The organism is Pseudomonas sp. 3A(2025) (assembly GCF_054589175.1).
Genome location: NZ_BAAILM010000039.1, coordinates 392,010 through 417,857, shown reverse-complemented (window position 1 = coordinate 417,857; position 25,848 = coordinate 392,010). Strand labels below are relative to the sequence as shown.

Sequence of the window (25,848 nt, the reverse complement as noted above, 5' to 3'; positions counted from 1 at the left end):
CGTCGTCCTTACAGGGTTGCCACGCGCCGCTGCACGAAACGATCGACATAATCGTCAGCAGGCGAGTGGAGGATTTCTTTGGGGGTGCCGACCTGGATCAACCGGCCATCCTTGAGGATCGCAATACGGTTGCCGATACGCACCGCTTCATCGAGGTCATGGGTAATGAACACGATGGTCTTGTGCAGGGTCGATTGCAGCTCCAGCAACTGGTCCTGCATCTCGGTACGGATCAGCGGGTCGAGGGCGCTGAACGCCTCGTCCATCAGGATGATGTCGGTATCGGCCGCCAGGGCCCGGGCCAGGCCGACCCGCTGGCGCATGCCGCCCGAGAGCTGGTGCGGGTACTTGCCCTCGTAGCCCTTGAGACCGACGGTGGTGATCCAGTGCAGGGCGCGCTCTTTGCTGAACGCCTTGTCTTCGCCACGCACTTTCAGGCCGTAGGCGACGTTGTCGAGCACGGTCTTGTGCGGCAGCAGGCCGAAACTCTGGAACACCATGCTGATCTTGCGCCGCCGAAACTCGCGCAGGGCCTCTGTGTCGTAGCGCAGGATGTCTTCGCCATCGACCAGAATCTCGCCGCTGGTAGGATCGATCAGCCGGTTGAAATGGCGCACCAGGGTCGACTTGCCGGAACCGGACAAGCCCATGATGACGAAGATCTCGCCGCTGGCGATGCTCAGCGACAGGTCGTTGACCCCGACCACGCAGCCGGTGTCGGCCAGTACCTGGTCCTTGCTGCGGCCCTGACGGATCATGGCCAGGGCAGCGTCCGGGCGGTTGCCGAAAATCTTGAAGACGTTTTTGACGACGATCTTGCTGGCAGGCTCGCTGATCATTTGTGTGCCTCATGCCGTGGCCGGCCATAGGCCTGAGTGATGCGGTCGATGACGACCGCGAGAATGACAATCGCCAGACCCGCTTCCAGCCCGCGTCCGACGTTGAGGGTCTGGATGCCGACCAGCACATCTTCGCCCAGGCCGCGGGCGCCGATCATCGAGGCGATCACCACCATCGACAGGGCCATCATCGTGGTCTGGTTGATCCCGGCCATGATGCTGGGCAGGGCCAGGGGCAATTGCACACCGAACAGTTGCTGCCAGCGATTGGCACCAAAGGCGTTGATGGCTTCCATGACCTCACCGTCGACCTGTCGGATACCCAGGTCGGTCAGGCGAATCAGCGGCGGGGCGGCGTAGATCACCGTGGCGAAAATGGCCGGCACCTTGCCCAGGCCGAACAGCATCAATACCGGGATCAGGTACACGAAGCTGGGCATGGTCTGCATGATGTCCAGCAACGGCATCAGCACCGAGCGCAAGCGATTGCTGCGCGCCGACAGAATGCCCAGCGGGATGCCGATCAGCACCGCGATCAACGTCGACACCAGCATCAGTGCCAGGGTCTGCATCAGCTTGTCCCACAGGCCCACGGCGCCGACCAGAAACAGCAGGCCGATGATCACGAGGGTGGTGAACACCTTGCGCGTGGCATGCCAGGTAATAGCGCCGACAATCAGCAGCATCAGCCACCACGGCGCCATGCGCAGCAGGCTTTCGAGGTTGACGATGGCCCAGAGCAGGGTGTCGGAAATGTGCCTGAACACATCGCCATACTCGGTCACCAGAGAATCGACCCCGGCATTGACCCAGTCGGCGATGGAGAACGTAAAGCTTTCGGGGAACATAAGCGGCTCTCAACGTGGGAGTGGCCAGCCGGCCCGGCGCAATAACCGGGCCGACCCGGGATTACAACGCAGCGTCGATCTTCTTCGCCGCGTCTTCGCTGACCCATGTGTGCCAGATTTGCGGGTGTTCCTTGAGAAAGATCTTCGCCAGTTTAGGCGCTTCGATCCGCTCCTTGGCCATGCGCCCCAGGTTTGCGTTGAGCAGGTCGATCGGCAGGTTGACCTTCTCGAGCACCGCAATCAGCTCGGGCGCCTGTTCATGAAACGCTTTGGACACGCCGACCTTGATCTCGATGGTCTTGTTCACGCCGGCCTTCTCTTCCAGACGCACCAGATCGACCTGGCCCATCAGCGGTGTCGGAGACCAGTAATAGGTCAGGATCGGCTCGCCGCGCTTGTAGCTCGACAGAATCGCGGCATCCAGCGCCGGGCCGGTGCCGGGGCGGAAGTTGGTGTAGCTGCTTTCCAGGCCGTAGCTCTTGAGCATTTCGCTGTTGTCCAGCTCGCAGGTCCAGCCGGCCGGGCAATTATAGAAGCGGCCCTTGCCCGGCTCTTCCTGATCCTTGAACACACTGGCGTAACGTGGCAGGTCGCTGATGGCCTTGAGGTCAGGCGCCTTGGCTTGCAGCTTGCGCTTGGCATCGCCTTCGATCACATAGCGCGGCACGTACCAGCCTTCGACCGCACCGACCACCGGTGCGCCGACGCCCACGACCTTGCCGGCGGCGGCGGCCTTGTTCCAGACCTCGCTGCGCCCGACCCACTCTTCGGCGAACACTTGGATATCGTTGGTGCCCAGCGCGTTTTCCATGGCAATCGAGTTACCGGGCAGGCTGTCGACCTTGCAGTCGTAGCCCTTGTCCAGCACCACCTGCATGATTTCGGTCAGCAGCATGGCGCTTTCCCAGTTCAGGCCGGCAAATTTCACCGGCTTCCCCGATTCACACCAGCCTGCCGCCTGGCTTGCGCCTGCACTGGCGAACAAACCCGCGACCACCAGCGTGCGCAACAGGTTTTTCTTGATCTTCATTGACGATGCTCCTAAGCCTCAAAAAGGATGACGGCAGTGCAAAAAAGGCATCCGGCCTGCGCACCTGTGGCGCCCGTCCAGGGCGCCGGTGCAACCTTCAGATCATCGGCAGGTTCAAGCCCTGCTCTTTGGCGCAATCGATAGCAATCTGGTAACCGGCATCGGCATGGCGCATGACGCCGGTGGCCGGGTCGTTGTGCAGTACGCGGGCAATACGCGCGGCGGCCTCATCGGTGCCGTCACAGACGATGACCATGCCCGAGTGCTGCGAGAAGCCCATGCCCACGCCGCCGCCGTGGTGCAGCGAGACCCAGGTGGCGCCGCTGGCGGTGTTGAGCAGGGCGTTGAGCAGCGGCCAGTCGGAGACGGCATCGGAGCCGTCGCGCATGGCTTCGGTTTCGCGGTTGGGGCTCGACACCGAGCCGGAGTCCAGATGGTCGCGGCCGATCACCACCGGTGCCGACAGCTCGCCGCTGCGTACCATTTCGTTGAACGCCAGGCCCAGCTTGGCGCGCTGGCCCAGGCCGACCCAGCAGATACGTGCCGGCAAGCCCTGGAAGCTGATGCGCTCACGGGCCATGTCGAGCCAGTTGTGCAGGTGGGCGTCGTCGGGGATCAGTTCCTTGACCTTGGCGTCGGTCTTGTAAATGTCTTGTGCATCGCCCGACAGCGCGGCCCAGCGGAACGGGCCGATACCACGGCAGAACAGCGGGCGGATATAGGCCGGCACGAAGCCCGGGAAATCGAAGGCGTTGCTCACGCCTTCTTCCTTGGCCATCTGGCGGATGTTGTTGCCGTAGTCGAAGGTCGGCACGCCGGCTTTCTGGAAGGCCAGCATGGCTTCGACGTGTTCGGCCATCGACTGCTTGGCGGCCTTGACCACCGCAGCAGGCTCGCTGAGGGCGCGGGCGCGGTATTCGTCCCAGCTCCAGCCCTTGGGCAGGTAGCCATTGAGCGGATCGTGGGCGCTGGTCTGGTCGGTGACCATGTCCGGGCGCACGCCACGACGGACCATTTCAGGCAGCAGTTCGGCGGCGTTGCCGTGCAGGGCAATCGAGATCGCCTTGCCTTCGGCGGTGTAGCGGGCCAGACGTGCCAGAGCGTCGTCGAGGTTGTCGGCCTGTTCGTCGACATAACGGGTCTTGAGGCGGAAATCGATGCGGCTTTGCTGGCACTCGATGTTCAGCGAGCAGGCGCCGGCCAGGGTCGCGGCCAGCGGTTGTGCGCCGCCCATACCGCCCAGGCCTGCGGTCAGCACCCAACGACCCTTGAGGCTGCCGCCGTAATGCTGGCGACCGGCTTCGACGAAGGTTTCGTAAGTGCCCTGAACGATGCCCTGGCTGCCGATGTAGATCCAGCTGCCGGCGGTCATCTGGCCGTACATGGCCAGGCCCTTGGCATCCAGTTCGTTGAAGTGTTCCCAGTTGGCCCAGTGCGGCACCAGGTTGGAGTTGGCGATCAGCACCCGTGGCGCATTGCTGTGGGTCTTGAACACGCCGACCGGCTTGCCGGACTGCACCAGCAGGGTTTCGTCATCTTCAAGATTGGTCAGGCTCTCGACGATCTTGTCGTAGCACTCCCAGTTGCGCGCCGCACGGCCGATGCCGCCGTAGACCACCAGTTCATTGGGGTTCTCGGCCACTTCCGGGTCAAGGTTGTTCATCAGCATGCGCAGCGGGGCTTCGGTCAGCCAGCTCTTGGCGGTCAGTTGCGTACCACGGGCGGCACGCACTTCAACGTCACGGTGGCGGGTCCAGTCTTGCGTGCGGTCCTGATTGTTCTGGGTCACAAGAAAATCCTCGGCGGTCGATCCAAACCAGCCCGTAACGGGGCGGGAAGCAGTGGGAGTAGCCATGTCGAGACTGGCTGTAACAGGTGTAACCTGTGCACTCAGTTGAACACGTATCTACTTGTACATACAAGCATATGCAATCGAGGGGCCAGTTGTAAATCAGGCTGCGAGGTTTTGCGGGGAGGCCCGTGTTTAAAGGGGGTAGGTCGAAGAATAGAACGAGCAGGCGAGAGGCGATGATGCGCTGAATCAGAGAGCGCGCATCGAATTGGGGCGTTGAGTAACAGAATGGTGCGCACGTTGTGTCAGTGGGCGCACCTTCTGTTGTGGGGGAAAAAACCGGCTTAAATCACCTTCACGGCCCGGCCAATGAACTGGATCGGTCCTGTTGGTTTGCCGGTCGGCGAGCCGGTCGGGTTTTCCAGGGTCAGCTCGAACAGCTGGTTAGGCTGCAGGGCCGGCAACTGGTCCAGCGGCACGCGCAAGGTCTGTCCCGGTTTGACCAGGCCCAGCGAGACCGGGCCTTGCCAGTCGTCGCCCTTGGTCCAGAACTCCAGCGCCTTGTCGCTCGGCACTTCGGTAACGCCCAGTGGAATCAGCTGAATCTGCTGCGTGTCGCGGGTCTGGATGACCCAGCCCGGCGCCTTGTCTTGCGGCGCGACCAGCACCACCATATACGACGGCTGATCGAGCGGTGGCCGAATGAATAACAGCGTGCCCAGCACCAGCGAGGCCGCCAGGCCCGCGCCGGCCAGCCCGCGCCACAGGCTCAGGCTGTCGCGCCAGCGCCGCGCACTGGAAATCGGCCGTACAGAATCCGGCAGGCTGCGTTCGATGCGCGCCCACAGGCTGGCCGAAGGTTGCACCGGCTCGGCCAGGTCGGCCAGCGGCAACAGGCGTGCTTCCCAGGCATCGACTGCCGTCTGTAACGCCGGCTCAAGCGGCAGGCGCCGCTCGACCTCGGCGCGCTCAGCCGCCGATAGGGTGCCCAGCACGTATTCGCCGGCCAGTTCATCGAGTTCGCGGTCGGGTGTTGTGTTCAACCCATGCACTCCCGCAAGGCAGCCAGGCTGCGTTTGATCCAGGCCTTTACCGTGCCCAGTGGCGCGCCAAGTGTCTGCGCGATCTGTTGATGCGTGTAACCGTCGACATAGGCCTGGCACACGCAGTGACGGCGTACCGGTTCCAGTTGCTCCAGGCAATGTTGCAGGCGCCCGGGGTTGACCTGCCAGTCGAAGGCATCGCTTGCGGTCTGCCAGCCTTCAAGCGTCGCGGTCGCCGAGGGGTCATCGTCCTCGGCCTGCACTTCGCGAGCGCTGTTGCGCACCTGGTTGAGGGCCAGATGGCGAGTAATCGTAAAGATCCAGCCGCGTGCCGAGCCGCGTTGCGCGTCGAAGCTGTGGGCCTGGGTCCAGACCTTGATGAACGCGTCATGCACGATGTCTTCTGCCCGCGCGCGATCACGCACGATGCGCAGGACAACGCCCAGTAGCCGGGCGCTTTCCTGATGATAAAGACGCTGCAGGGCCTGGCGCTCGCCGCGCGCGCAGGCCTGGAGTGTGGCTTCGTAGTCGAACTGCGATTCGAATGAGGTCAAGTCAATCCGCCGTCAATGGATTACTGCGACCTCGAACGAGGCTGCCCGGCAGAGCATAGCCTACCGGCAGCGCGCCATCATCACAGTGAAGCGCAATCAGTTGCTGGCCCAGAAAATGTAGTCGGCCTGATATTTGACCACTTCCTTGGCGCCCTTGTTGCTCTCGCCGCAGGCGCTGGCCGGTGCCACACCGCCTTTGAGGGCCGTGCGCTGGATGTAGGTCACGCCGCTCATGGCGCCCTTGCCTTCGGCCGGGTTGGCCTTGACCAGTTGATAGGGCAGGTTGCCGGCGCTGGACGGTGCCACGGCGACCTGGGTGCCGGTCAGCTTCGAGCCGTCCTTGCTTTCCCAGGTGGCGGGCGGGCCGTAGTAGCTGCCGACGGCCTTGCCGCTGCGGTCATTGAGTACGGCTTTGGGGCCGACGAAGGTCCATTCCAGCTTATTGGCGTTGGCGGCGTTGACCTTGCATTCGTAGGTGATTTCACCCACGCCGGTGGTTTCCATGCTGACCTTGTGGCCAGCCGGCACCCGCACGCTTTCGGGCAGGTCAGCCTGGGCAAAGGCCGCAGGGGTCAGGCAGGCAAAGGTCAGAGTGGTTGTAGCCAGGCAGAGCAAGCGTTTTGCGTTCATGCAAGTATCTCCAGAAAGTTGAACCGCGCTCAGCAACTCATGGGCTGCTGTGAGGTACTACACGCGAGGCAACGATCTGGATGCAGCCGATTGAAAATATTTTTTCAGCGCTCGCCCAGGGCGGTCAGTTCGATCAGGCAGCAACGGCTGGCGGCCGGCGCCTGCAACTCGATGTCCAGCAGGTGGCCGGGGTTGTCGATGCGCAGGCAATCATGAACCCCGAGAATTTCCCATGGCCCATCGTTGACGCTGCTGGCCAGTTGTTGCGCCACGCTGAACAGCAGGACCGTGCTGGCCGAGCTGAACAGGCGTTGCGGCTGGCGCACATCCAGCCAGTGCAGGCGGGCGGCAAAGCGCCGGGGATCATAGATGAGATTGAAATCACGGATCGGGCCGTCAAGCAGGCGGCAACTGACCTGGCTGTCGCCACTGAAGGCAAAGGGGTCTGACACGGCCAGCGGGCGGCTGTCGTGGCCGTCGATGCTCAGGGTCATGCCGTTGCCTTGCAACACGGTGATGATCCGCTGGTAGCCTTCGAATACCGAGAAGCCGCCGCTGGCCTCGATATCGGCAATCGACACGCGCCAGCCGAAACCGTCGAGCGCGTTACCGGCATCGCGGGTGATTTCTTCAGTGCTGCCGCCCCCGTTTTTCCAGGGCATGCGTGGGTAGTCGGCGGCGCGCAGTACAGTCGTATGGGTCAATTGCTGAATCGTCCTTCGAGGCGGTGACGGGAACCTGGGTGGATCAGCCGCGCGGCAGTAACCGGCTGGCGTCCTGACCAGGTACGACGGCGAATCAACAGGCACGGTTCGCCGGCCTCGATTTGCAGCAGCTTGCATTCTTCGGCATCGGCCAGAATCGCCTCGACCACGTGCTCGCCTTCGGTCAGCGGCGCGACCTGTGACAGGTAGGCGTAGGGCGTCTGGCGGGTGAAGTCCTGTTGCAGATAGTCGGGCGCGACCTGGGCGTTGACGAAGCGGTCTTCGATTTGCACGGCAATGTCGTTTTCGTAATGCACGATCAACGAGTGAAAGACTTTCTGACCCTCACGCATGTCCAGTGCCACGGCACGTTCGGAGCCGGCCGGTTCTTCCTGCAGCAGGATCACCCGGCAGCTGTGGCGATGGCCACGGGCGGCGATCTCGTCGGCGATGTTGTGCACCTCGAACAGCGCCGACTGGGTCTTGGGCTCGGCCACGAACGTGCCCACACCCTGCATGCGCACCAGCAGGCCTTCGGCGGTCAGCTCGCGCAGCGCGCGGTTGATGGTCATACGGCTGAAGCCCAGCTCGGTGACCAGCTCGCTCTCCGATGGCACACGGTGATGCGGCGGCCAGGTGCCGCTCTGGATCTGCTGGATGATCATCTGCTTGACCCGGGCGTACAGCGGCGCCGGACTTTCGCTCAGATGGGCAGTCAGCGACGAGGTGGCAGGCAGGGTCGGCAATGTGAGAGTCCTTGTATGAGGATCGGAACAGCGTCCACGCTAACCATTAACCCGGTGCGCGGCAAGTACGTGGGAGTTTACCGGTCGAGCAAACGCCTGTATATGTATATACAAGTGTTTTCACAATGAGGTGTTGAGTCGATGGCTGCCTATTTTGCCGAGTGTGCCTTGCTGCCTGAAGGGTGGGCCCGCGATGTGCGGCTGGAAGTGGACGCGCAGGGTGTGCTGACATCGGTGCAGGCCAATGCCACCGCCGAAGGCGCCGAGCGGCTGGCGGGGCCATTGCTGTCAGGCATGCCCAACCTGCATTCGCATGCGTTCCAGCGCGCCATGGCGGGGCTGGCCGAAGTGGCCGGGCGGCCGGATGACAGCTTCTGGACCTGGCGCGACCTGATGTACCGTCTGGTCGGCCAGATCAGCCCCGAGCAACTGGAAATCATCGCCCGGCAGCTCTACATCGAGATGCTCAAGGCCGGCTACACCTCGGTGGCCGAATTTCACTATGTGCACCACGACGTCAATGGCCAGCACTATGCCGACCCGGCCGAGCTGGCCCTGTGTATCAGCCGCGCGGCGCGCAGTGCCGGTATCGGCCTGACCCTGCTGCCAGTGCTGTACAGCCATTCAGGCTTTGGTGGGCAGGCGCCGAACCCCGGCCAGCGGCGTTTTATCCACAGCACCGACAGTTACCTTGATTTGCAGGCGCGCTTGCACACGGCACTGGCGCAACAGCCGGCCCAGCGGCTGGGCCTGTGTTTTCACTCGTTGCGCGCAGTCACGCCCTGGCAGATCGACGAAGTGCTGGTGGCTGGCCAGCGCCAGAGCCCGGTGCATATCCACATCGCCGAACAACAGAAAGAAGTCGATGACTGTCTGGCCTGGAGCGGCCGCCGGCCTTTGCAATGGCTGTTCGAGCATGCGCCGGTGGATGAGCGCTGGTGCCTGGTGCACGCCACCCACGCCAACCCCGATGAAGTGCAGTTGATGGCGCAAAGCGGCGCAGTGGCCGGGTTATGCCTGACCACCGAGGCCAATCTGGGCGACGGCATCTTTCCGGCAGTGGACTATATGAGCCAGGGCGGGCGTTGGGGCATTGGCTCGGACAGTCATGTGTCCCTGAGCGTGGTCGAAGAACTGCGCTGGCTGGAATATGGCCAGCGCCTGCGTGACCAGCGTCGTAACCGTCTATACCGCAGCGACCAGCCCATGGTCGGCCGCACCCTGTACGACGCCGCCCTGGCCGGGGGCGCCCAGGCACTGGGCCAGCCTATAGGCCGCCTGGCGGTCGGCCAGCGCGCTGACTGGCTGGTACTCGATGGCCAGGACCCTTACGTGGCCAGCGCCACGCAGGATGCGATTCTCAACCGCTGGCTGTTTGCAGGCGGTGACCGGCAAGTGCGCGACGTGATGGTCAACGGCCAATGGGTGATCCGCGAAGGTCGTCACGCACAAGAGCGCCAGAGCGCCGAGGCGTTTGGGCGGGTGTTGAAAGCGTTGTTGTAGGAGCGACCTTGGTCTGGGCCGCACACGGACGATCGGCTGCGTTAGCAGTCGTAAATATTCAGCGTTCCACAGATATTTGTGAGCGCTCTGCGCTCAATCGCGAGCAAGCTCGCTCCTACTGGGCAATCTTCGAATCCGGCGTGCGCCAGATCAAACGGCTGGTGTCGTAGCCTTGCTGGCGCGCGTTGCTGAGCATTTCCTGCTTCAGCCATTCCGGCACGGTCGGGGTGCGCGACAGCAGCCACAGGTATTTGCGGTTCGGGTTGCCGACCACGGCGGTCTTGTAGTGCTCATCGACATGCAGCACCCAGTAATCGCCCTTGGCGACCCAGGGCAGCAGGCTTGTGAACCAGTTGTCGAACACCACCCAGAGCTTGTCGGTCTTGCCCGGCACTTGCGCGGAGGCGGTGCCCTTGGCCTCTTGCCACTCGCCGTCCAGCGTGCGGCAGCGATTGGTCACTGCGATATTGCCATCATCCTTGAGGGCGTAATGCGCCTCTGACTGCGCACAATCGCGCTGAAAATACAGCGGCAGGCGGGCCAATTCGTACCAGGTGCCCTGGTAGCGTTTCAGGTCGATCTGGCCTGCGGTCTTGGGGTCGAGATTTTCGGCGGACTGAGCGAAACCGATGACCAGAAAGCTTGCGAGCACGACAAGAGCAAAATGCAGCAGTCGGATCGCCATGCTTATTTCAGGCCTTGCCCGGAGAACATCACCACCTTGTCACCGGCATATTGCACGCTGATAAAGGTTTTTTCGGTACCCCAGGTGCAGCTGGAAATACCCAGGGCGCCTGAGCATTCGGTCGGGCTGCCGAGCAATTCGGTGACCTGCTCTTTGGGCATGCCGGCCGACAGTTTCGAATAGTTTTCCTGGTTGATCTTATTGCACGCGCCCAACAGCACAAGCGATGCCAGCAACGCTACGTAACGCAAAAACATGGGGTCAAGCTCCTGGAAGAATCACGGTCACAGACTGAAGCTGTACCGAGAGCTTTGAGGGGCAAAAGTCGATCTGGTTCCCACGACGAGCGGGGATTTTTCCTACGAAGTTTTTAGCGTTTAGAAGCCGGAGCCCGGCGTCTTGAGATATTCGCTTTCTTCAAGCGTAGAGGCGCGCCCGAGCAGGGCATTGCGATGTGGAAAACGCCCGAAGCGGGCAATGATGATCTGATGGCGTTCGGCGTAATCCAGGCTTTGCCTGAAGTAAGCGCGCTCGCTGTCGGGCAGCAACTCCACGAGGCCGGCAAAACAGGCAATAGCCTGATTCTGGTCATCCAGGTCTTCGCTGTGCTCCAGCACCAGGTACACGAATGTGCGTTGCAGGGGTGTCAGTTGCAGGTCCAGCCCGGTGTGCAGGCCTTCGCGCAGTAGCGTTTGCGCACGGGCATCGCCGGCATAGGCCGAGGCGCTGTCGCGGTGGATCATGCGTGGCAACTGGTCGAGCAACAGGATCAGCCCGAGCCAGCCTTCAGGGTGCGTGACCCAGTCTTGCAGGCCGCCCGCCAGTGCGTTTTGCATCAACACACCGAAGCGCTCGCGCGCCTCGGTGTCGTTGGCTTCACGCTTGCCAAACCACAGCGCGCCCTTGGCCCTGGCCACTTCAGCCGGTGACTCGGCAGTGCCGAACCACCAGAGCAGCAGTGGACTCCAGGGCGCGCTCATGAGGTCAGTCCTTGTGGTAGCCGGTAACGCGCGCCACTTCCTCTTTGGAACCGAGGAATACCGCCACGCGCTCATGCAAGCCTTGCGGTTTGAGGTCCAGGATGCGCTCGCGACCGTTGGTCGAAGCACCGCCGGCCTGCTCGACCAGGAACGACATCGGGTTGGCTTCGTACATCAGGCGCAGTTTGCCCGGCTTGGACGGCTCGCGCGCATCGCGCGGGTACATGAACAGGCCGCCACGGGTCAGGATGCGGTGTACATCGGCAACCATCGAGGCGATCCAGCGCATGTTGTAGTTCTTGTTCAGCGGGCCTTCTTCACCGGCCAGCAGCTCGTCCACATAGCGTTTTACCGGGGCTTCCCAGTGACGCTGGTTGGACATGTTGATGGCGAATTCCTGGGTGGTTTCCGGGATGCTGATGTTTTCGTGGGTCAGTACGAAGCTGCCCATTTCGCGGTCCAGGGTGAAGCCTTTGACGCCGTCGCCCAGGGTCAGGATCAGCATGGTCTGCGGGCCATAGATCGCGTAACCGGCGGCGACCTGCTCGGTGCCCGGCTGCAGGAAGGCCTTTTCGTTGAGGCTTTCGTTCTGGCTCAGGTACTCGTTAGGGCAACGCAGTACCGAGAAGATGGTACCAACCGAGACGTTGACGTCGATGTTCGACGAACCGTCCAGTGGGTCGAACACCAGCAGGTAGGCGCCTTTTGGGTACTTGCCCGGAATCTGATAGGCATTGTCCATTTCTTCGGACGCCATACCGGCCAGGTGACCACCCCATTCGTTGGCTTCAAGCAGGATTTCGTTGGAAATCACGTCGAGCTTTTTCTGTACTTCGCCCTGCACGTTCTCGGTGCCTTCGCTGCCCAGCACGCCGCCCAGGGCGCCTTTGGATACCGCGTGGCTGATTTCCTTGCACGCACGGGCCACTACTTCGATCAGGAAACGCAGATCGGCAGGAGTGTTGTTGCTGCGGGTCTGCTCAATCAGATAGCGACTCAGGGTAACGCGGGACATGGATAGCTCCGAAAGGGGGGAGGGGAAAACCCGCGCAGTTTAGCGCGAGTCGCCGGTGAATACTGCCTTGTCAGACTGAGCCTGGCCTATTTGAGTTCAGGCACCGGCTCAGCGTAGCTGCAAAAGGGCCAGATGATGGCGCCGCGTATCACGATCGCGGTCGTGACGCGCGCAAGGTGCTCCAGGCCATCCAGGCCAGCAATACTGCGCCCAGAACCAGTATGGCCCACAGCCCCAGACGCTTGAAGTCAAAGGGTGGCTCGTTCATCGGCAGCGGGGCCGCAAGGTTGGCGGTCGGTGGCGCTATGGGTTGGGCTTTGCCCAGCGTCGCCAGGGTCTGCGGGTCAAGGTCGGGAATCAGCGTCCCCAGCGGCAGGTTGGCCGCTTTGGCCGTCGGGTTACCCACAGCCAGTACAAACGGGCCTTTGTCCTTGGCCAGAAACACCACTTGCGTGGCCTGCACGGCAAAGCGCAGTTTGGGCGCCTTTTCGCCAAGGCCACCGCCGCGTTCGTCGATTTCCAGTTTCAACTGGCGCACCACCTGGCCGCTCAGTTGAATCTGGTCCTGTACCACTTCTTCACCGTTTTGCGGCAGGCGGTACAGCAGGCTGCTGCCGATCGTCTGCCACGGCCGGGTAGCATCCAGCCGGCCATACAGTGTGCCGGGGGCCAGGCTGTTGGGTTCGTCGATATCGACGACCACGCGTTGCAACGGCAGGCTGACCGGCAGTTGCCAGACGTACTGGCCGGGCTGCTCGACGTTGCCGCCCACCTGGCCCGACCAGGTCAACGGCAGCGCCGGGCTGTCGGGGCGGGCACTGAATACATGGGCGGCGGTGAGGGTCGGCGCGCCTTGTGGCGAACGCCAGAGCAGGCGCAAATAGCGTGCATTCAGGCCCGGCAAGCCGACTTCACGTTGCTCGACCACCTCGTCGGCAAACGACAGGCGCGCCACATGGCCGTCGCCCCACGCTTGCCAGGTTTGCAGGTCGTCGCTGGCCTCGATGCTGAATTGTTGAAAACCTTCGCGCTCGGTGCTCCAGTCGATCAGCAGTTGCTCCAGCGGCGCCTTGACCGCGCTGGCATCGAGCAACCAGCCGCGCAGCACCTCTTCACCGGCTTCGATGGTCACTTGCGGCTGGACCTCGATCACCGTGCCGTTGCTGGCGCGCTGGATGCGAATGCCCGGCGCGCTGTCGTCGCTGTCGGCGGCGCTGTACAGCGGGAACCACTTGACTGCGACCGGCTCGGGTTCTGTCTCGACCTGCGCAGGCTCACGGGCGAAGGCATAGGCCATGGCCTGACCTTGCGCGTTGAATACCCGCAAGTCGGACAGGTCGGGCTGGCGCGCATTCAACTGTACCGCCAGGGGCAGCTCGAGCCGGAACCACGGGCCTTCGCCGCTGAGGGTCAGCGGCGTCTGGCTGGCAAAATCGGCCGGCTTGTCCTGGGCATGGGCGAGCATCGCCGTCCATGCCAGGCCCAGTACGGCGATTTTCATGATCAGCGGACGACTCAAGAACGATTCCTCACGGTTTGGCGGCTCCGGGCTCTTCGTCCAATTGTATGACAGAAGATTTCGGTGGTAGTGGTGCGAAATATCCCACTACCAATAGCAATATGCCAACACCTATGAACGAAACAATCCGCGCCATCGAGCCGCGGTCGCTCAGTTCGACGAAGAACAGTTTGACCACCACCACGCCGATCAGCGCCGCGCCTGCCAGCCACACTTCGCGGCGCACCTTGAGGTGCCCGCCGATCATCAGCGCCAGCGCCATCACGGTCCAGGCAATGGACAGGCTGGCTTGTACCGTCATCGAGCCCAGCAGCGCGCCGGTGTTCCACGGCACGCCGCTCCAGTGATGCACGCTGCGCATGACCATCGCGGTCAGCAGGGCAAACAGCGAGGCGCCAGCCACCAGCCACACCGCCTGACGGGCCTGTACCGCGTCGACGCCCAGTTGCGGCAAATAGCGTTGCAGCCACAGCAAGGTGCCGCCCAGCGCCAGCAGCAGGCCAAGCTCCAGCGGGTTGAGCAGGGCTATATACGGCAGCGGTTCGGCACTGCCGTCGCTGATGATATTGGCCAGCCAGAACCAGGCCAGCATCAAGGCCGCCAGGGGCGCTGCGGCCCACAGCCGATACGCACGCGGGTGTGCGGCCACCGGCCATGGCCATTCGCGGCGCGCAGCCATTGCCCACAGATACAGGCTTGGCAGCAGCGCCCAGCCCAGCCAGCGCCAGGCATTGCGCTGTTCGGCCAGGTGCAGCAGCGCAAAACGCAACTCTGCCGCCAGCATGCCGAGCAGCACCCAGCAGCCCAGCACATGCGCGCCATCCACAAGGTGCGCAGGCAGGCTCGGCGCCAGACGGCGCAGACTCAACAGGTGCACGGCAGCCACCAGCAGCCAGGCCAGCCAGCCGCCGTGGGCAAATGGGTGATAATCGAAGGCCAGCGCGCCGAGCAGCAACAGGCCGCTCACTGGCATCAGGGCGCAGCACAGCAAGGCCATGCCCGGCCAGCGCAGGCGCAGGGCAAGCACGCTCCACAGGGCCACGCTGACGGCAGCGGCCAGCAACAGCCAGGTCAGCTGCCAGCCAGGCGGTGCGAAGCGCGACACCGCAAGGCTCAGCGATAATGCCCACCAGAAACCACCCCAGGCCAGCAGCAGCCTGCCGAGCAACAACGGGTCGCTGCGTAACGATTCAGGCAGACGCTGGCAACACCAGGCACTGACGCCTGCGGCCAGGGCCAGAACCATCGGCGTCCAGAAATCGCCATCAAGCTGCCAGGGCGAATAGCCGCTGTTCAAGGTCTCAAGAAACACCAGGCCTGCGGCCACTTGCAGAAACAGGCCAAAGCCCCGCGCCAGCAAGCGTTGCTGGCGCAGGCCAAGCCAGAAAATGGCCGCGCCCTCAATGGCCCACGCGCTGGTGGTCCAGCGGGCGTCCAGGCCCAGCGGAATGGCCAGCGAAGCAAACACCACGCCCAGCGCCAGACAGGCCTCGACCAGCAAGGTGGCGCGCTCGCTGACCCGGTTGACCAGCAGGCGCGCGATGCCCATGTACAACAGGCCCAAGGCCAAAGCACTGAAGGCTGCGCCAAATTCGGTATGTTCGACCAGTGCGTATTGCAGGCCAAAGCCCACCAGCGGCGTGCCGAACAGCAGGCTGCCGTCGACATAATCGCCTTGGCGGGCGGTCCAGCGCAGCAACGCGGCGTGGCTGTTATCGGCCGGACCACTCTCGGCCTCCTGCAATTTGCGTCGGGCAAACAACAGGCCGATGGCCAGATACATGAGGAAGAACAGCACCAGGAAGGGTTCGGTGCTCCAGAACAGTGCGGGTGTGTAGCTTTTCATGCCCCAGGCGAAGCCGATGCCGAAGGTGCCGACAAAGCCGATCAGGTTCAGCAAGCGCCAGGCCTTGAACCAGGCGATGGTGAAAATAGCAGCGTTGAGCAGGGCGAAATAACTGAACAGCGCCACATGGCTGCCTTGCCCGGTCGAGGCCAGCAGTGGTGCGGCAAAGCCGCCCAGCGTTGCTGCGCAGGCCAGCGCCAGTGAGTTTTGGGTCACGGCCAGAATCGCCGAGCAGACCATGATGGCGACCAGCAAGCCGAAGCCCAGCGTCGGGTCGAGCAGCGGGTGCAGTTTCATGGCGGCAAATACGGTCAGGTACAGCACGCCGATGCCGGCGCCTTGCACCATCAAGGCAAAGCCGGGATTGCGCCCGCGCAGCCACCAGCCCAGTCCCAGCAAGGCCAGCGCGGCCGCCGCGACGCCGGTGTAGCGCGCTTCGATCGGTACGACCATGCCTTCGGTGGCATAGCGCAGCAAAAATGCCAGGCCGAGAAACAGCAACACCAGGCCGACGCGCAGCACTGTATTGCCGCCCAGCAACCAGTCGCGTGCCGAGGCGACGGCCTGATCGACGATGTTCGGTGCGGGTGGCGAGATTTTTTGCGTTGGGGTTGGCGCCGTGTGTGGGGGCGGTGTCGGCGCGGGTTTCGCCGCCGGAGGCGGTATGGCGGGCGAGGGAGCGGCCGGCAGGGTCCAGGTCAGTTCAACTTCGGTGGCCGGCTGGTAGAAGGTGACTTTGGGCGGCGCCTTGGCCGGTTCTGCCGGTACAGGACTTGCGGGGTTCTTGCTTGCCGATTCCAGTTGTACAAGGCGCTTCTGCAAGGCCTCGATGGTCTGCTGCGTGTCGCTCAACCGGGCGGCCTGCGTCTTCAACTGCAACGCCTGCCAGGTCAACCAGCCGATGAGTGCGGTAATGATTGCAGTGAAGTCATTACTGAGCACGGCATAGCCCAACAGAAGCACTGCAGGTAACAGAACTAACCAGGGCACGTGACGACATCCTTTTCGAGCAGGCGGTAATTAGAGAAGGGAGTGTAACGAGGGTTGGACCGCGCGACGAGGAGATCGTCGCGCGGGAGGGTTATTGAATTTTCGGCCTTTTAATCCAGTGCTTTCCAGATTTCGCCAGCGTACTCGCGGATGGTCCGGTCGGACGAGAACCAGCCCATCCGCGCCGTGTTGAGCACCGCCGAACGCCACCATTTCTTGGAGTCGTGCCAGGTTTCCTCGACCTTGGCCTGCGCGTCCCAGTACGAATCGAAGTCGGCACACACCAGGAAGCGGTCGTAGGCCAGCAACTGGTCGATCAGGCCCGCATAGCGGTTCGGATCGTCCGGCGAGAACACCCCGCCACGAATCGCTTGCAATACATCGTTCAGGCGCCCGGAAGCGGCCACGTCGGAATGCGCGCTGAAATCGCCGGCGCGTTTGCGCGCTTCGACCTGTTGTGCGCTCATGCCGAAGATGAACATGTGTTCCAGGCCGATCTGCTCGCTCATTTCGACGTTGGCGCCGTCGAGCGTGCCGATGGTCAGCGCGCCGTTCAGGCCGAACTTCATGTTGCTGGTGCCCGACGCTTCAAGGCCGGCGGTGGAAATCTGCTCGGACAGGTCGGCTGCCGGAATGATGCTTTCGGCCAGGCTGACGTTGTAGTTGGGCAGGAACACCACTTTGAGCAGGCCGCGCACGGTCGGGTCGTTGTTGACGGTGCGGGCGATGTCGTTGGTCAGCTTGATGATCAGCTTGGCCGAGTGATAGCTGGCCGCCGCCTTGCCGGCAAAGATCTTCACCCGCGGTACCCAGTCGGTGCCCGGTTCTGCACGAATGGCCTGATACAGCGCCACGGTATGGAACAGGTTGAGCAACTGGCGCTTGTACTCGTGGATACGCTTGACCTGCACGTCGAACATCGCCGCCGGATTGACCACGATCCCCAGGCGCTCATGAATGATTGCCGCCAGGGCACGCTTGCTGTGCAGGCGCTGGTCGGCGAATTGTTTGCGGAACGAGCTTTTCTCGGCAAACGGTTCCAGGGCGAGCAGGCCGGTTTCATGGTTGTCCAGAATCTCTTCGCCCAGACTTTCGACCAGCATTTTGGTCAGCTTGGGGTTGGACTGGAACAGCCAGCGGCGGAAGGTGATGCCGTTGGTTTTGTTGTTGATGCGCTCCGGGTACAGCTTGTGCAACTCGGCAAACACAGTCTTGCGCATCAGTTGCGTGTGCAGGGCCGACACACCATTGACGCTGTGCGAGCCGAGGAACGCCAGGTTGCCCATGCGCACGCGGCGGCCGTTGTCTTCTTCGATCAGCGAAACGGCGCGCAGCACCTCGAAATCGTGGATGCCCTTGGCGCGCAAGGTGTCGATGTGCTGGGCGTTGATCAGGTAAATGATCTGCATGTGGCGCGGCAGCATGCGTTCCATCAGGCCGACCGACCAGGTTTCGAGCGCCTCGGGCAGCAAGGTGTGGTTGGTGTAGGCCAGGGTGCCGACGGTGATTTTCCAGGCCTGGTCCCAGGCGATGCCATGGGTGTCGATTAGCAGGCGCATCAGCTCGGCCACGGCAATCGAGGGGTGCGTGTCGTTCATCTGAATCGCGGCATGATCGGCCAGGTCGGTCAGCGTGGCGTGCATGTTCAGGTGACGACGCAGCAGGTCCTGAAGGGACGCCGAGACGAAGAAGTATTCCTGACGCAGGCGCAACTCCTGGCCGGCCTCGGTGGCGTCGTTGGGGTACAGCACGCGAGAAATACTTTCGGCGCGCACGACCTCGGCCACTGCACCAAAATGGTCACCGGCGTTGAAGCGTTCCAGATGCAGGTCGCCAACGGCCCGGGCGCGCCACAGGCGCAGGGTGTTGACGCTGGCACCGCGCCAGCCGACCACCGGGGTGTCGTAGGCAATCGCGCGTACGGTTTCGCCCGCACGCCAGATCTGGCTGGTTTCGCCGGCCTCGTTCTGTACGGTCTCGACATAACCGCCAAAGCCGATCGGGTACACGACTTCAGGACGCTCGAATTCCCACGGGTTGCCGAAGTCGAGCCAGTTTTCGGTCTGCTCCTGCTGCCAGCCATCGACGACGGCCTGACGGAACAGGCCGTGTTCGTAGCGGATGCCATAGCCGTGCGCGGCGATGCCCAGTGTCGACATGCTTTCCATGAAGCAGGCCGCCAGGCGGCCCAGGCCGCCGTTACCCAGTGCGGCATCGGGTTCGAGCAGGCGAATACGTTCGATGTCGACTCCCAGTTCGGTCATGGCCTCACGGGCAATTTCCAGCAGGCCCAGGTTGCTCAGGCTGTCATACAGCAAACGGCCGATCAGAAACTCCAGCGACAGGTAGTAAACGCGCTTTTTGACCTCGCGATAAATCTGCCGGGTATGGTCCATCCAGTGTTCGACCATGTGGTCGCGGGCGGCCAGGGCAACGGCCTCGAACCAGTCATGCTCGAATGCATGGTCAGGGTCCTTGCCCACCGCATAAGTGAGTTTGGCAAGGACAGCAGCGCGAAATGCAGCTACTTCAGCGTCACGAACAAGGGGTTCCTGAGACATCGGTACGACCTCAAGTAGTCAGGCGAATGGAGAGAAGATCTTTAGACTGTAGGCGTGTCGCGGGTTATTTCCTGAAAAAAATCGTAATTGAGTCATGACACGCAACACGCTCTGACCCGGTGGAGCTGCGCAGGTTCGCGATTCAAGGCCTGGCAGATTGCTTGCATCTATCGTTCCACAGTGACGCTTGATGCACAGCATGCTGATTAATGATTTCGGGTTTATGATGCCGGCAATGGCTTTGCCGAACACGCCCACGAAACGGACCATGGAGCACCTATGCAGACTTTGTACCCGCAGATCAAACCTTATGCCCGGCACGATCTGGCCGTAGAAGCTCCGCATGTGCTCTACGTCGATGAAAGCGGCTCGCCGGACGGCTTGCCGGTCGTATTCATTCATGGCGGGCCGGGCGCGGGCTGCGATGCGCAAAGCCGCTGCTACTTCGACCCGAACCTATACCGAATCGTAACGTTCGACCAGCGCGGATGTGGCCGCTCGACGCCGCACGCCAGCCTTGAAAACAACACCACCTGGCACCTGGTCGAAGACCTGGAGCGTATCCGCGAGCATCTGGGCATCGACAAATGGGTGCTGTTTGGCGGCTCGTGGGGCTCGACCCTGGCGCTGGCCTATGCCCAGGCCCACCCCGACCGGGTGCACGCGCTGATTCTGCGTGGTGTGTTCTTGTGCCGCCCGCAGGAAATCCAGTGGTTTTATCAGGCCGGTGCGAGCCGTCTGTTTCCCGATTTCTGGCAGGACTTTCTGGCGCCGATCCCGGTCGAGGAGCGCGACAACCTGCTGGCCGCTTACCACAAGCGCCTGACCGGTCCCGACCAGATTGCCCAGATGCACGCCGCCAAGGCCTGGTCGGGCTGGGAAGGCCGCACTGCCACGCTGCGTCCCAACCCGCAAGTGGTCGACCGTTTCTGCGAACCGCAACGTGCCTTGTCGATTGCCTGCATCGAAACCCATTACTTCGTCAACAATGCCTTCCTGGAAGAAAACCAGCTGCTGCGCGACATGCACAAGATCGCGCACCTGCCGGCCATCATCGTGCATGGTCGCTATGACGTGATCTGCCCACTGGACAATGCCTGGGATCTGCACCAGGCCTGGCCGGGCAGCGAGCTGCAGATCATCCGCGACGCCGGGCACTCGGCGGCCGAAACCGGCATCGCCGACGCACTGGTGCGCGCCGCTGCGCAAATCGCCGAAAACCTGCTCGACTTGTCGCCCGAAGAGGCGTAGGACCGGCTTTAGCCGGGAAGTCGATGTCACAAATCTGCGGTGTGGCCCTTCGCGGCTAAAGCCGCTCCTACGGGAGTTTGCATGAAAGGCTTGTTGCAACGCGTGCGCAGTGCACGCGTGGAGGTAAACGGTGAAGTGGTCGGGGCCATCGACCAGGGTTTACTGGTATTGGTGGGCGTCGAGCCTCAAGACACGCAGGCCAGTGCCGATAAGTTGCTGCACAAGCTGCTTAATTACCGGGTGTTCAGTGATGCCGACGGCAAGATGAACCTGTCCTTGCGTGATGTAGAGGGCGGTTTGTTGCTGGTTTCTCAGTTCACCCTGGCAGCCGACACGCGTAGCGGTATGCGCCCGGGTTTCTCGAAAGCGGCACCGCCGGCACTCGGCAGTGAAATGTTCGACTATCTTCTGAAACAGGCCAATGCCGCTCATCCACAGGTTGCAGCGGGCCGTTTTGGTGCGGACATGCAGGTGCATCTGGTCAATGATGGCCCGGTAACCTTCCTGCTCGACACCTGACAAAACCGTTGGTTCTAACAACCCTGTAGTCATTGCGTACCAAGGCAATAAAAACTTTGTCACAGGTGATGCGTTGTCACGCGCGCTACAGGATAATCGCGCGCTAAATGGCCATCACGGATGGCTTGCCGGAGGGAAGTGCGAAGTCAGTTCGGCATCGAGTTGGGGAATCATTAAGCCCTTTCGGAGTCCGAACAATGCTCGCCAACCGGCACTGGATAGCTGGCCGTTGGTTCTTTAATCTGTTTTTCGGCGAGGGTTGCTCGTGATTGTTAGTCCCTGTAATGCTCCAAAGACACCTGTCGCCCGGCTGCGTAATGCGCTGATGGCTAGCACTGCATTGGTCTGCCTGTTTGGCTCGGGCCAGTTGTGGGCATTCAATCTTGATGATGTGGCTGCAAGGGCAAAAGACCTGGCCGGGCAGAAGTTCGAGGCTCCCAGGAGCAACCTGCCGGGTGAATTCCGCGATATGAAATTCGCGGACTACCAGAAGATCCGTTTCCGTGAAGACAAGGCCGAGTGGGCGGGCGAAAAGACCCCGTTCAAACTGTCGTTCTATCACCAGGGCATGCACTTCGACACCCCGGTCAAGATCAACGAAGTGACCGCCACCACGGTCGACGAGATCAAGTACGACCCGGCGCGTTTCGACTTCGGCGAAATGAAGTTCGACCCCAAGGCCACAGAAAAGCTCGGTTATGCCGGCTTCAAGGTCACTTACCCGATCAATAAGGACGACAAGCAAGACGAAATCATGACCATGCTGGGCGCGAGCTACTTCCGCGTCGTCGGCAAGGGTCAGGTCTACGGCTTGTCTGCCCGTGGCATGGCGATCGATACCGCCGTGCCTTCCGGTGAAGAATTCCCGCGCTTCAGGGAGTTCTGGATCGAAAAGCCTAATGCCGAAGATGGCCACCTGGTCATCTACGCACTGCTCGATTCGCCGCGTGCCACTGGTGCCTACCAGTTCATTCTGCGTCCAGGTTCCGATACCCGCGTCGATGTGAAATCGCGCATGTACCTGCGTGACAAGGTCACCAAGTTTGGCGTTGCGCCGCTGACCAGCATGTTCCTGTTCGGCACTCATCAGCCGCCGCGCGTACAGAACTATCGTCGCGAACTGCACGACTCCAGTGGCCTGTCGATCCAGGCAGCCAATGGTGAATGGTTGTGGCGTCCGCTGAACAACCCGCGCCACCTGTCGGTCAGCAGCTTCTCGGTCGAGAACCCGCGTGGTTTCGGCCTGCTGCAACGTGGCCGCGAGTTCAGCCAGTACGAAGACCTCGACGACCGCTACGACAAGCGCCCAAGCGCCTGGATCGAGCCGCGTGGCGATTGGGGCAAGGGTGTGGTCGAACTGGTCGAGATTCCGACCGCCGATGAAACCAACGACAACATCGTGGCCTTCTGGAAGCCTGAAACCCTGCCTGCCGCTGGCGAGCCGGTCGATTTCAACTACCGCATCCACTGGACCATGGACGAAAACGCGATTCACTCACCGGATCTGGGCTGGGTCAAACAAACCCTGCGCTCGATCGGTGACGTGCGTCAGGCCAACCTGATCCGCCAGCCTGATGGCACCATGGCGTTCCTGGTCGATTTCGTCGGCCCGGTACTGTCCGCGCTGCCGGAAGACAAGACCATTCGCAGCCAGGTGACCACCGATGAGAACACCGAGCTGGTCGAGAACACCCTGCGCTACAACCCGGTGACCAAAGGCTACCGCCTGAATCTGCGGATCAAGGTCAAGGACACCAGCCGCCCGATCGAAATGCGTGCCTACCTGTTGCGTGAAATCCCGGCCGAACCTGGCAAGGAACCTGCGCTGCTGGTCTCGGACGAGAAGAAGGCACCGAGCAAGCCGGCGACTGCGGGTGCAGTGAAAGACGAAAAAGCCGTGGCCAAGGCCGATGCGGTCAAGGTCGCTGAAGCGGGCAAGACCGAAGCTGCCAAGCCAGAAGCCGCCAAGCCGGAAGCTGGCAAGGCGGAAGCTGGCAAGGCGCCGGCCGATGCTGCCAAAGCCGACGCTGCCAAGCCTGAAACCAAGCCGGAAGTCGCCAAGACCGAGGCTGGCAAGGACAACGCTGCCAAGAACGCCACTGAGCCTCAGCAGCCTGCAACCGAAGCTGCGCCCACCCTTCCAGAGCCGGCCAAGACTTTGCAAGTCCTGACCGAGACCTGGAGCTACCAGTTGCCTAGCGATGAGTAATTCTCAAACGGCGCCAGAGTCTCTGAGCGAGTACCTGGCACACTTGCCAATGAGCGACGAGCAGCGGGCGGAACTTGCCAGTTGCTCCAGCTTCTCCGAACTGCACCAGCGCTTGTCGGCGCAGTCGGGCGCTTTGTCCACCGAGGCCGCTCAGGCTTCGGTAGGCACACGCCTGACCCTGGCCACTGCCGACGAACTGCGCGAAGCCGAAATGCTCGCCGTTGATGGTAACGGCCGCATCTGCCTGAAAACCGCACCGCCGATTCGCCGTACCCGTGTGGTGCCCGAGCCTTGGCGCACCAACATTCTGGTGCGTGGCTGGCGGCGCCTGACCGGCAAGAGCAATCCGCCGAAGCCGGTCGACGACTTGCCGCGCGACTTGCCCAAGGCGCGCTGGCGCACGGTCGGTTCGATCCGTCGCTACATTCTGCTGGTGCTGATGCTTGGCCAGACCATCGTGGCCGGCTGGTACATGAAAGGCATCCTGCCGTATCAAGGCTGGTCGCTGGTGTCGCTGGACGAAATCACCCGCCAGACCTTTGTGCAGACTGCCATGCAGGTGCTGCCGTATGCCTTGCAGACCAGCATTCTGTTGCTGTTCGGCATTCTGTTCTGCTGGGTATCGGCCGGTTTCTGGACCGCACTGATGGGCTTTCTGGAGCTGATTACCGGGCGCGATAAATATCGCATCTCCGGGGCCAGCGCCGGCAACGAGCCGATTGAAGTGGGTGCCCGAACTGCGCTGGTCATGCCGATCTGCAACGAAGACGTGCCGCGTGTATTTGCAGGTTTGCGCGCCACCTTCGAGTCGGTGGCCGCCACGGGCGACCTGGACCGCTTCGATTTCTTCGTGCTCAGCGACACCAACGACACCGACATTGCCGTGGCCGAGCAACAGGCCTGGCTGGACGTGTGCCGCGAGACCAACGGGTTCGGCAAGATCTTCTATCGCCGTCGCCGCCGTCGCGTAAAACGCAAAAGCGGCAACCTCGACGACTTCTGCCGCCGCTGGGGCAGCGACTACCGCTATATGGTCGTGCTCGATGCCGACAGCGTGATGAGCGGCGAATGCCTGACCAGCCTGGTGCGCCTGATGGAAGCCACGCCAGACGCCGGCATCATCCAGACCGCGCCACGGGCGTCGGGCATGGACACGCTGTATGCACGTTTGCAGCAGTTCGCCACCCGGGTGTACGGGCCGCTGTTCACCGCGGGTTTGCACTTCTGGCAACTGGGTGAATCGCACTATTGGGGCCACAACGCGATCATTCGCATGAAGCCGTTCATCGAGCACTGCGCCCTGGCGCCGTTGCCTGGTAAAGGTGCGTTCGCAGGTTCCATCCTGTCTCACGACTTCGTCGAAGCTGCGCTGATGCGCCGTGCCGGCTGGGGCGTGTGGATTGCCTATGACCTGCCGGGCAGCTACGAAGAACTGCCGCCCAACCTGCTCGACGAACTCAAGCGTGACCGTCGCTGGTGCCACGGCAACCTGATGAACTTCCGTCTGTTTCTGGTCAAGGGCATGCACCCGGTGCACCGGGCGGTGTTCCTCACCGGCGTGATGTCGTACCTGTCGGCGCCGTTGTGGTTCTTCTTCCTGGTGCTGTCGACCGCGCTGTTGGCGGTCAACACGCTGATGGAGCCAACCTACTTCCTGGAGCCGCGCCAGCTGTATCCGCTGTGGCCGCAGTGGCACCCGGAAAAAGCCGTCGCGCTGTTCTCGACCACCGTGGTGCTGCTGTTCCTGCCCAAGCTGCTCAGCGTGATTCTGATCTGGGCCAAGGGCGCGATCGGCTTTGGTGGCAAGTTCAAGGTCACGGTGTCGATGTTCGTCGAAATGCTGTTCTCGATGCTGCTGGCACCGGTACGGATGATTTTCCACACCCGCTTCGTACTCGCCGCTTTCCTGGGCTGGGCCGCGACCTGGAACTCGCCACAACGTGACGACGACTCCACGCCGTGGTCCGAGGCGGTCAAGCGTCATGGTCCGCAGACGCTGCTGGGCATCGCCTGGACGCTGCTGGTGGCCTGGCTGAACCCAAGCTTCCTGTGGTGGCTGGCGCCGATCGTGGTGTCGCTGATGCTGTCGATTCCGGTGTCGGTGATCTCCAGCCGTACAGGTCTGGGCCTGAAGGCGCGTGACGAGAAGCTGTTCCTGATTCCTGAGGAATACGAAACGCCCAAAGAGCTGCAGTCCACCGATCAGTACACCCACGAGAACCGTTGGCATGCACTCAACGACGGCTTTGTTCGCGCCGTGGTCGACCCGCAGCAGAACGCCCTGGCCTACGCCATGGCGACCTCGCGCCACCGCGTGGCGGCACCGATCGAAGCCTTGCGCGCAGAGCGTATCGAGCAGGCCCTCAAGGCCGGCCCCGAGAAGCTCAACAACCACGAACGGTTGATGCTGCTCAGCGACCCGGTGGCCCTGTCGCGCTTGCACGAGCAGGTCTGGAACCAGCGTCACCCCGAATGGCTGGCCGCCTGGCACGCCTCCATCGAGGCTGACCCGCACGCACCGCTGCTGCCGTTGCAGCCGGTGAATGCACCGCTGGTGCCGTTACCGGCTTGATGCAACCCACAA

General features: G+C 62.3%; 21 protein-coding genes. 5 read left to right on the top strand and 16 right to left on the bottom strand.

Features of this window, described 5'->3' with window-relative positions:
• Positions 1-8: 8 nt before the first annotated feature.
• The 9 genes from ACYP2A_RS17445 to hutC form a co-directional block, all read right to left on the bottom strand.
• Positions 9-839 (bottom strand): quaternary amine ABC transporter ATP-binding protein, encoded by an 831-nt coding sequence (locus tag ACYP2A_RS17445; protein WP_459746853.1) that lies wholly within the window; start codon positions 837-839, stop codon positions 9-11.
• Positions 836-1,687 carry an ABC transporter permease gene (locus ACYP2A_RS17440; RefSeq protein WP_459746852.1) on the bottom strand — a complete coding sequence of 284 codons (852 nt, stop codon included), beginning with the start codon at positions 1,685-1,687 and terminating at the stop codon, positions 836-838. The genes ACYP2A_RS17445 and ACYP2A_RS17440 overlap by 4 nt, the downstream gene beginning before the upstream one ends.
• 61 nt (positions 1,688-1,748) lie before the next feature.
• Positions 1,749-2,717 carry an ABC transporter substrate-binding protein gene (locus tag ACYP2A_RS17435; protein ID WP_459746851.1) on the bottom strand — a complete coding sequence of 323 codons (969 nt, stop codon included), beginning with the start codon at positions 2,715-2,717 and terminating at the stop codon, positions 1,749-1,751.
• Positions 2,718-2,814: 97 nt separating this feature from the next.
• On the bottom strand, positions 2,815-4,506 hold the full coding sequence (gene hutU, locus ACYP2A_RS17430; protein ID WP_459746850.1) for a urocanate hydratase: 1,692 nt from the start codon (positions 4,504-4,506) through the stop codon (positions 2,815-2,817).
• A 347-nt stretch (positions 4,507-4,853) separates the two neighbouring features.
• Positions 4,854-5,552, bottom strand: coding sequence for an anti-sigma factor (locus ACYP2A_RS17425; RefSeq protein WP_459746849.1), 699 nt, complete (start codon positions 5,550-5,552; stop codon positions 4,854-4,856).
• Positions 5,549-6,106 carry a sigma-70 family RNA polymerase sigma factor gene (locus tag ACYP2A_RS17420; protein WP_459746848.1) on the bottom strand — a complete coding sequence of 186 codons (558 nt, stop codon included), beginning with the start codon at positions 6,104-6,106 and terminating at the stop codon, positions 5,549-5,551. The genes ACYP2A_RS17425 and ACYP2A_RS17420 overlap by 4 nt, the downstream gene beginning before the upstream one ends.
• Positions 6,107-6,202: 96 nt before the next feature.
• Positions 6,203-6,736 (bottom strand): DUF3455 domain-containing protein, encoded by a 534-nt coding sequence (locus ACYP2A_RS17415; RefSeq protein WP_459746847.1) that lies wholly within the window; start codon positions 6,734-6,736, stop codon positions 6,203-6,205.
• Positions 6,737-6,840: 104 nt separating this feature from the next.
• Positions 6,841-7,440 carry a HutD/Ves family protein gene (locus ACYP2A_RS17410; protein ID WP_459746846.1) on the bottom strand — a complete coding sequence of 200 codons (600 nt, stop codon included), beginning with the start codon at positions 7,438-7,440 and terminating at the stop codon, positions 6,841-6,843.
• Positions 7,437-8,105, bottom strand: coding sequence for a histidine utilization repressor (hutC, locus tag ACYP2A_RS17405; RefSeq protein ID WP_459746933.1), 669 nt, complete (start codon positions 8,103-8,105; stop codon positions 7,437-7,439). The genes ACYP2A_RS17410 and hutC overlap by 4 nt, the downstream gene beginning before the upstream one ends.
• A gap of 222 nt (positions 8,106-8,327) precedes the next feature.
• On the opposite strand from hutC, the gene ACYP2A_RS17400 reads away from it, so the two are divergent.
• On the top strand, positions 8,328-9,689 hold the full coding sequence (locus tag ACYP2A_RS17400) for a formimidoylglutamate deiminase (RefSeq protein ID WP_459746845.1): 1,362 nt from the start codon (positions 8,328-8,330) through the stop codon (positions 9,687-9,689).
• A gap of 115 nt (positions 9,690-9,804) precedes the next feature.
• Here ACYP2A_RS17400 and ACYP2A_RS17395 read toward each other — a convergent pair whose 3' ends face one another.
• The 7 genes from ACYP2A_RS17395 to ACYP2A_RS17365 form a co-directional block, all read right to left on the bottom strand.
• Entirely contained in the window at positions 9,805-10,374 is a 570-nt protein-coding gene (locus tag ACYP2A_RS17395; protein WP_459746844.1) for a lipocalin family protein, read from the bottom strand.
• A gap of 2 nt (positions 10,375-10,376) precedes the next feature.
• Positions 10,377-10,631 (bottom strand): outer membrane protein assembly factor BamE domain-containing protein, encoded by a 255-nt coding sequence (gene bamE / locus ACYP2A_RS17390; protein ID WP_459746843.1) that lies wholly within the window; start codon positions 10,629-10,631, stop codon positions 10,377-10,379.
• Positions 10,632-10,751: 120 nt separating this feature from the next.
• A complete protein-coding gene (locus tag ACYP2A_RS17385) occupies positions 10,752-11,354 on the bottom strand; it encodes a DUF924 family protein (protein ID WP_459746842.1) in 603 nt (200 codons plus the stop codon).
• A 4-nt stretch (positions 11,355-11,358) separates the two neighbouring features.
• Positions 11,359-12,369: a class 1 fructose-bisphosphatase gene (locus ACYP2A_RS17380; RefSeq protein WP_459746841.1), complete on the bottom strand. Its 1,011-nt coding sequence runs from the start codon at positions 12,367-12,369 to the stop codon at positions 11,359-11,361.
• Between the two features lie 148 nt (positions 12,370-12,517).
• Positions 12,518-13,870 (bottom strand): DUF3999 domain-containing protein, encoded by a 1,353-nt coding sequence (locus tag ACYP2A_RS17375; RefSeq protein WP_459746932.1) that lies wholly within the window; start codon positions 13,868-13,870, stop codon positions 12,518-12,520.
• 28 nt (positions 13,871-13,898) lie between these two features.
• Positions 13,899-16,724 carry a DUF2339 domain-containing protein gene (locus ACYP2A_RS17370; protein WP_459746840.1) on the bottom strand — a complete coding sequence of 942 codons (2,826 nt, stop codon included), beginning with the start codon at positions 16,722-16,724 and terminating at the stop codon, positions 13,899-13,901.
• A gap of 110 nt (positions 16,725-16,834) precedes the next feature.
• Positions 16,835-19,285 (bottom strand): glycogen/starch/alpha-glucan phosphorylase, encoded by a 2,451-nt coding sequence (locus ACYP2A_RS17365; protein ID WP_459746839.1) that lies wholly within the window; start codon positions 19,283-19,285, stop codon positions 16,835-16,837.
• Between the two features lie 279 nt (positions 19,286-19,564).
• Here ACYP2A_RS17365 and pip point away from each other — a divergent pair, with 279 nt between their 5' ends.
• From pip to mdoH, 4 genes are all read left to right on the top strand, one after another.
• Positions 19,565-20,536 (top strand): prolyl aminopeptidase, encoded by a 972-nt coding sequence (gene pip, locus ACYP2A_RS17360; RefSeq protein ID WP_459746837.1) that lies wholly within the window; start codon positions 19,565-19,567, stop codon positions 20,534-20,536.
• Positions 20,537-20,617: 81 nt separating this feature from the next.
• Positions 20,618-21,055 (top strand): D-aminoacyl-tRNA deacylase, encoded by a 438-nt coding sequence (dtd, locus tag ACYP2A_RS17355; RefSeq protein WP_459746836.1) that lies wholly within the window; start codon positions 20,618-20,620, stop codon positions 21,053-21,055.
• Between the two features lie 265 nt (positions 21,056-21,320).
• Positions 21,321-23,264 (top strand): glucan biosynthesis protein G, encoded by a 1,944-nt coding sequence (locus ACYP2A_RS17350; RefSeq protein WP_459746835.1) that lies wholly within the window; start codon positions 21,321-21,323, stop codon positions 23,262-23,264.
• Complete coding sequence (mdoH, locus tag ACYP2A_RS17345; protein WP_459746834.1) at positions 23,257-25,836, top strand: glucans biosynthesis glucosyltransferase MdoH; 2,580 nt, start codon at positions 23,257-23,259, stop codon at positions 25,834-25,836. The genes ACYP2A_RS17350 and mdoH overlap by 8 nt, the downstream gene beginning before the upstream one ends.
• Positions 25,837-25,848: the final 12 nt, after the last annotated feature.

Excerpts from the sequence above, each read along its gene's own strand:
- ACYP2A_RS17445 (WP_459746853.1), bottom strand. The coding sequence starts at position 839 with ATGATCAGCGAGCCTGCCAGCAAGATCGTCGTCAAAAACGTCTTCAAG.
- ACYP2A_RS17440 (WP_459746852.1), bottom strand. The coding sequence starts at position 1,687 with ATGTTCCCCGAAAGCTTTACGTTCTCCATCGCCGACTGGGTCAATGCC.
- ACYP2A_RS17435 (WP_459746851.1), bottom strand. The coding sequence starts at position 2,717 with ATGAAGATCAAGAAAAACCTGTTGCGCACGCTGGTGGTCGCGGGTTTG.
- ACYP2A_RS17415 (WP_459746847.1), bottom strand. The coding sequence starts at position 6,736 with ATGAACGCAAAACGCTTGCTCTGCCTGGCTACAACCACTCTGACCTTT.
- hutC (WP_459746933.1), bottom strand. The coding sequence starts at position 8,105 with ATGATCATCCAGCAGATCCAGAGCGGCACCTGGCCGCCGCATCACCGT.
- ACYP2A_RS17400 (WP_459746845.1), top strand. The coding sequence starts at position 8,328 with ATGGCTGCCTATTTTGCCGAGTGTGCCTTGCTGCCTGAAGGGTGGGCC.
- ACYP2A_RS17395 (WP_459746844.1), bottom strand. The coding sequence starts at position 10,374 with ATGGCGATCCGACTGCTGCATTTTGCTCTTGTCGTGCTCGCAAGCTTT.
- bamE (WP_459746843.1), bottom strand. The coding sequence starts at position 10,631 with ATGTTTTTGCGTTACGTAGCGTTGCTGGCATCGCTTGTGCTGTTGGGC.
- ACYP2A_RS17385 (WP_459746842.1), bottom strand. The coding sequence starts at position 11,354 with ATGAGCGCGCCCTGGAGTCCACTGCTGCTCTGGTGGTTCGGCACTGCC.
- ACYP2A_RS17380 (WP_459746841.1), bottom strand. The coding sequence starts at position 12,369 with ATGTCCCGCGTTACCCTGAGTCGCTATCTGATTGAGCAGACCCGCAGC.
- ACYP2A_RS17375 (WP_459746932.1), bottom strand. The coding sequence starts at position 13,870 with ATGAAAATCGCCGTACTGGGCCTGGCATGGACGGCGATGCTCGCCCAT.
- ACYP2A_RS17365 (WP_459746839.1), bottom strand. The coding sequence starts at position 19,285 with ATGTCTCAGGAACCCCTTGTTCGTGACGCTGAAGTAGCTGCATTTCGC.
- pip (WP_459746837.1), top strand. The coding sequence starts at position 19,565 with ATGCAGACTTTGTACCCGCAGATCAAACCTTATGCCCGGCACGATCTG.
- dtd (WP_459746836.1), top strand. The coding sequence starts at position 20,618 with ATGAAAGGCTTGTTGCAACGCGTGCGCAGTGCACGCGTGGAGGTAAAC.
- mdoH (WP_459746834.1), top strand. The coding sequence starts at position 23,257 with ATGAGTAATTCTCAAACGGCGCCAGAGTCTCTGAGCGAGTACCTGGCA.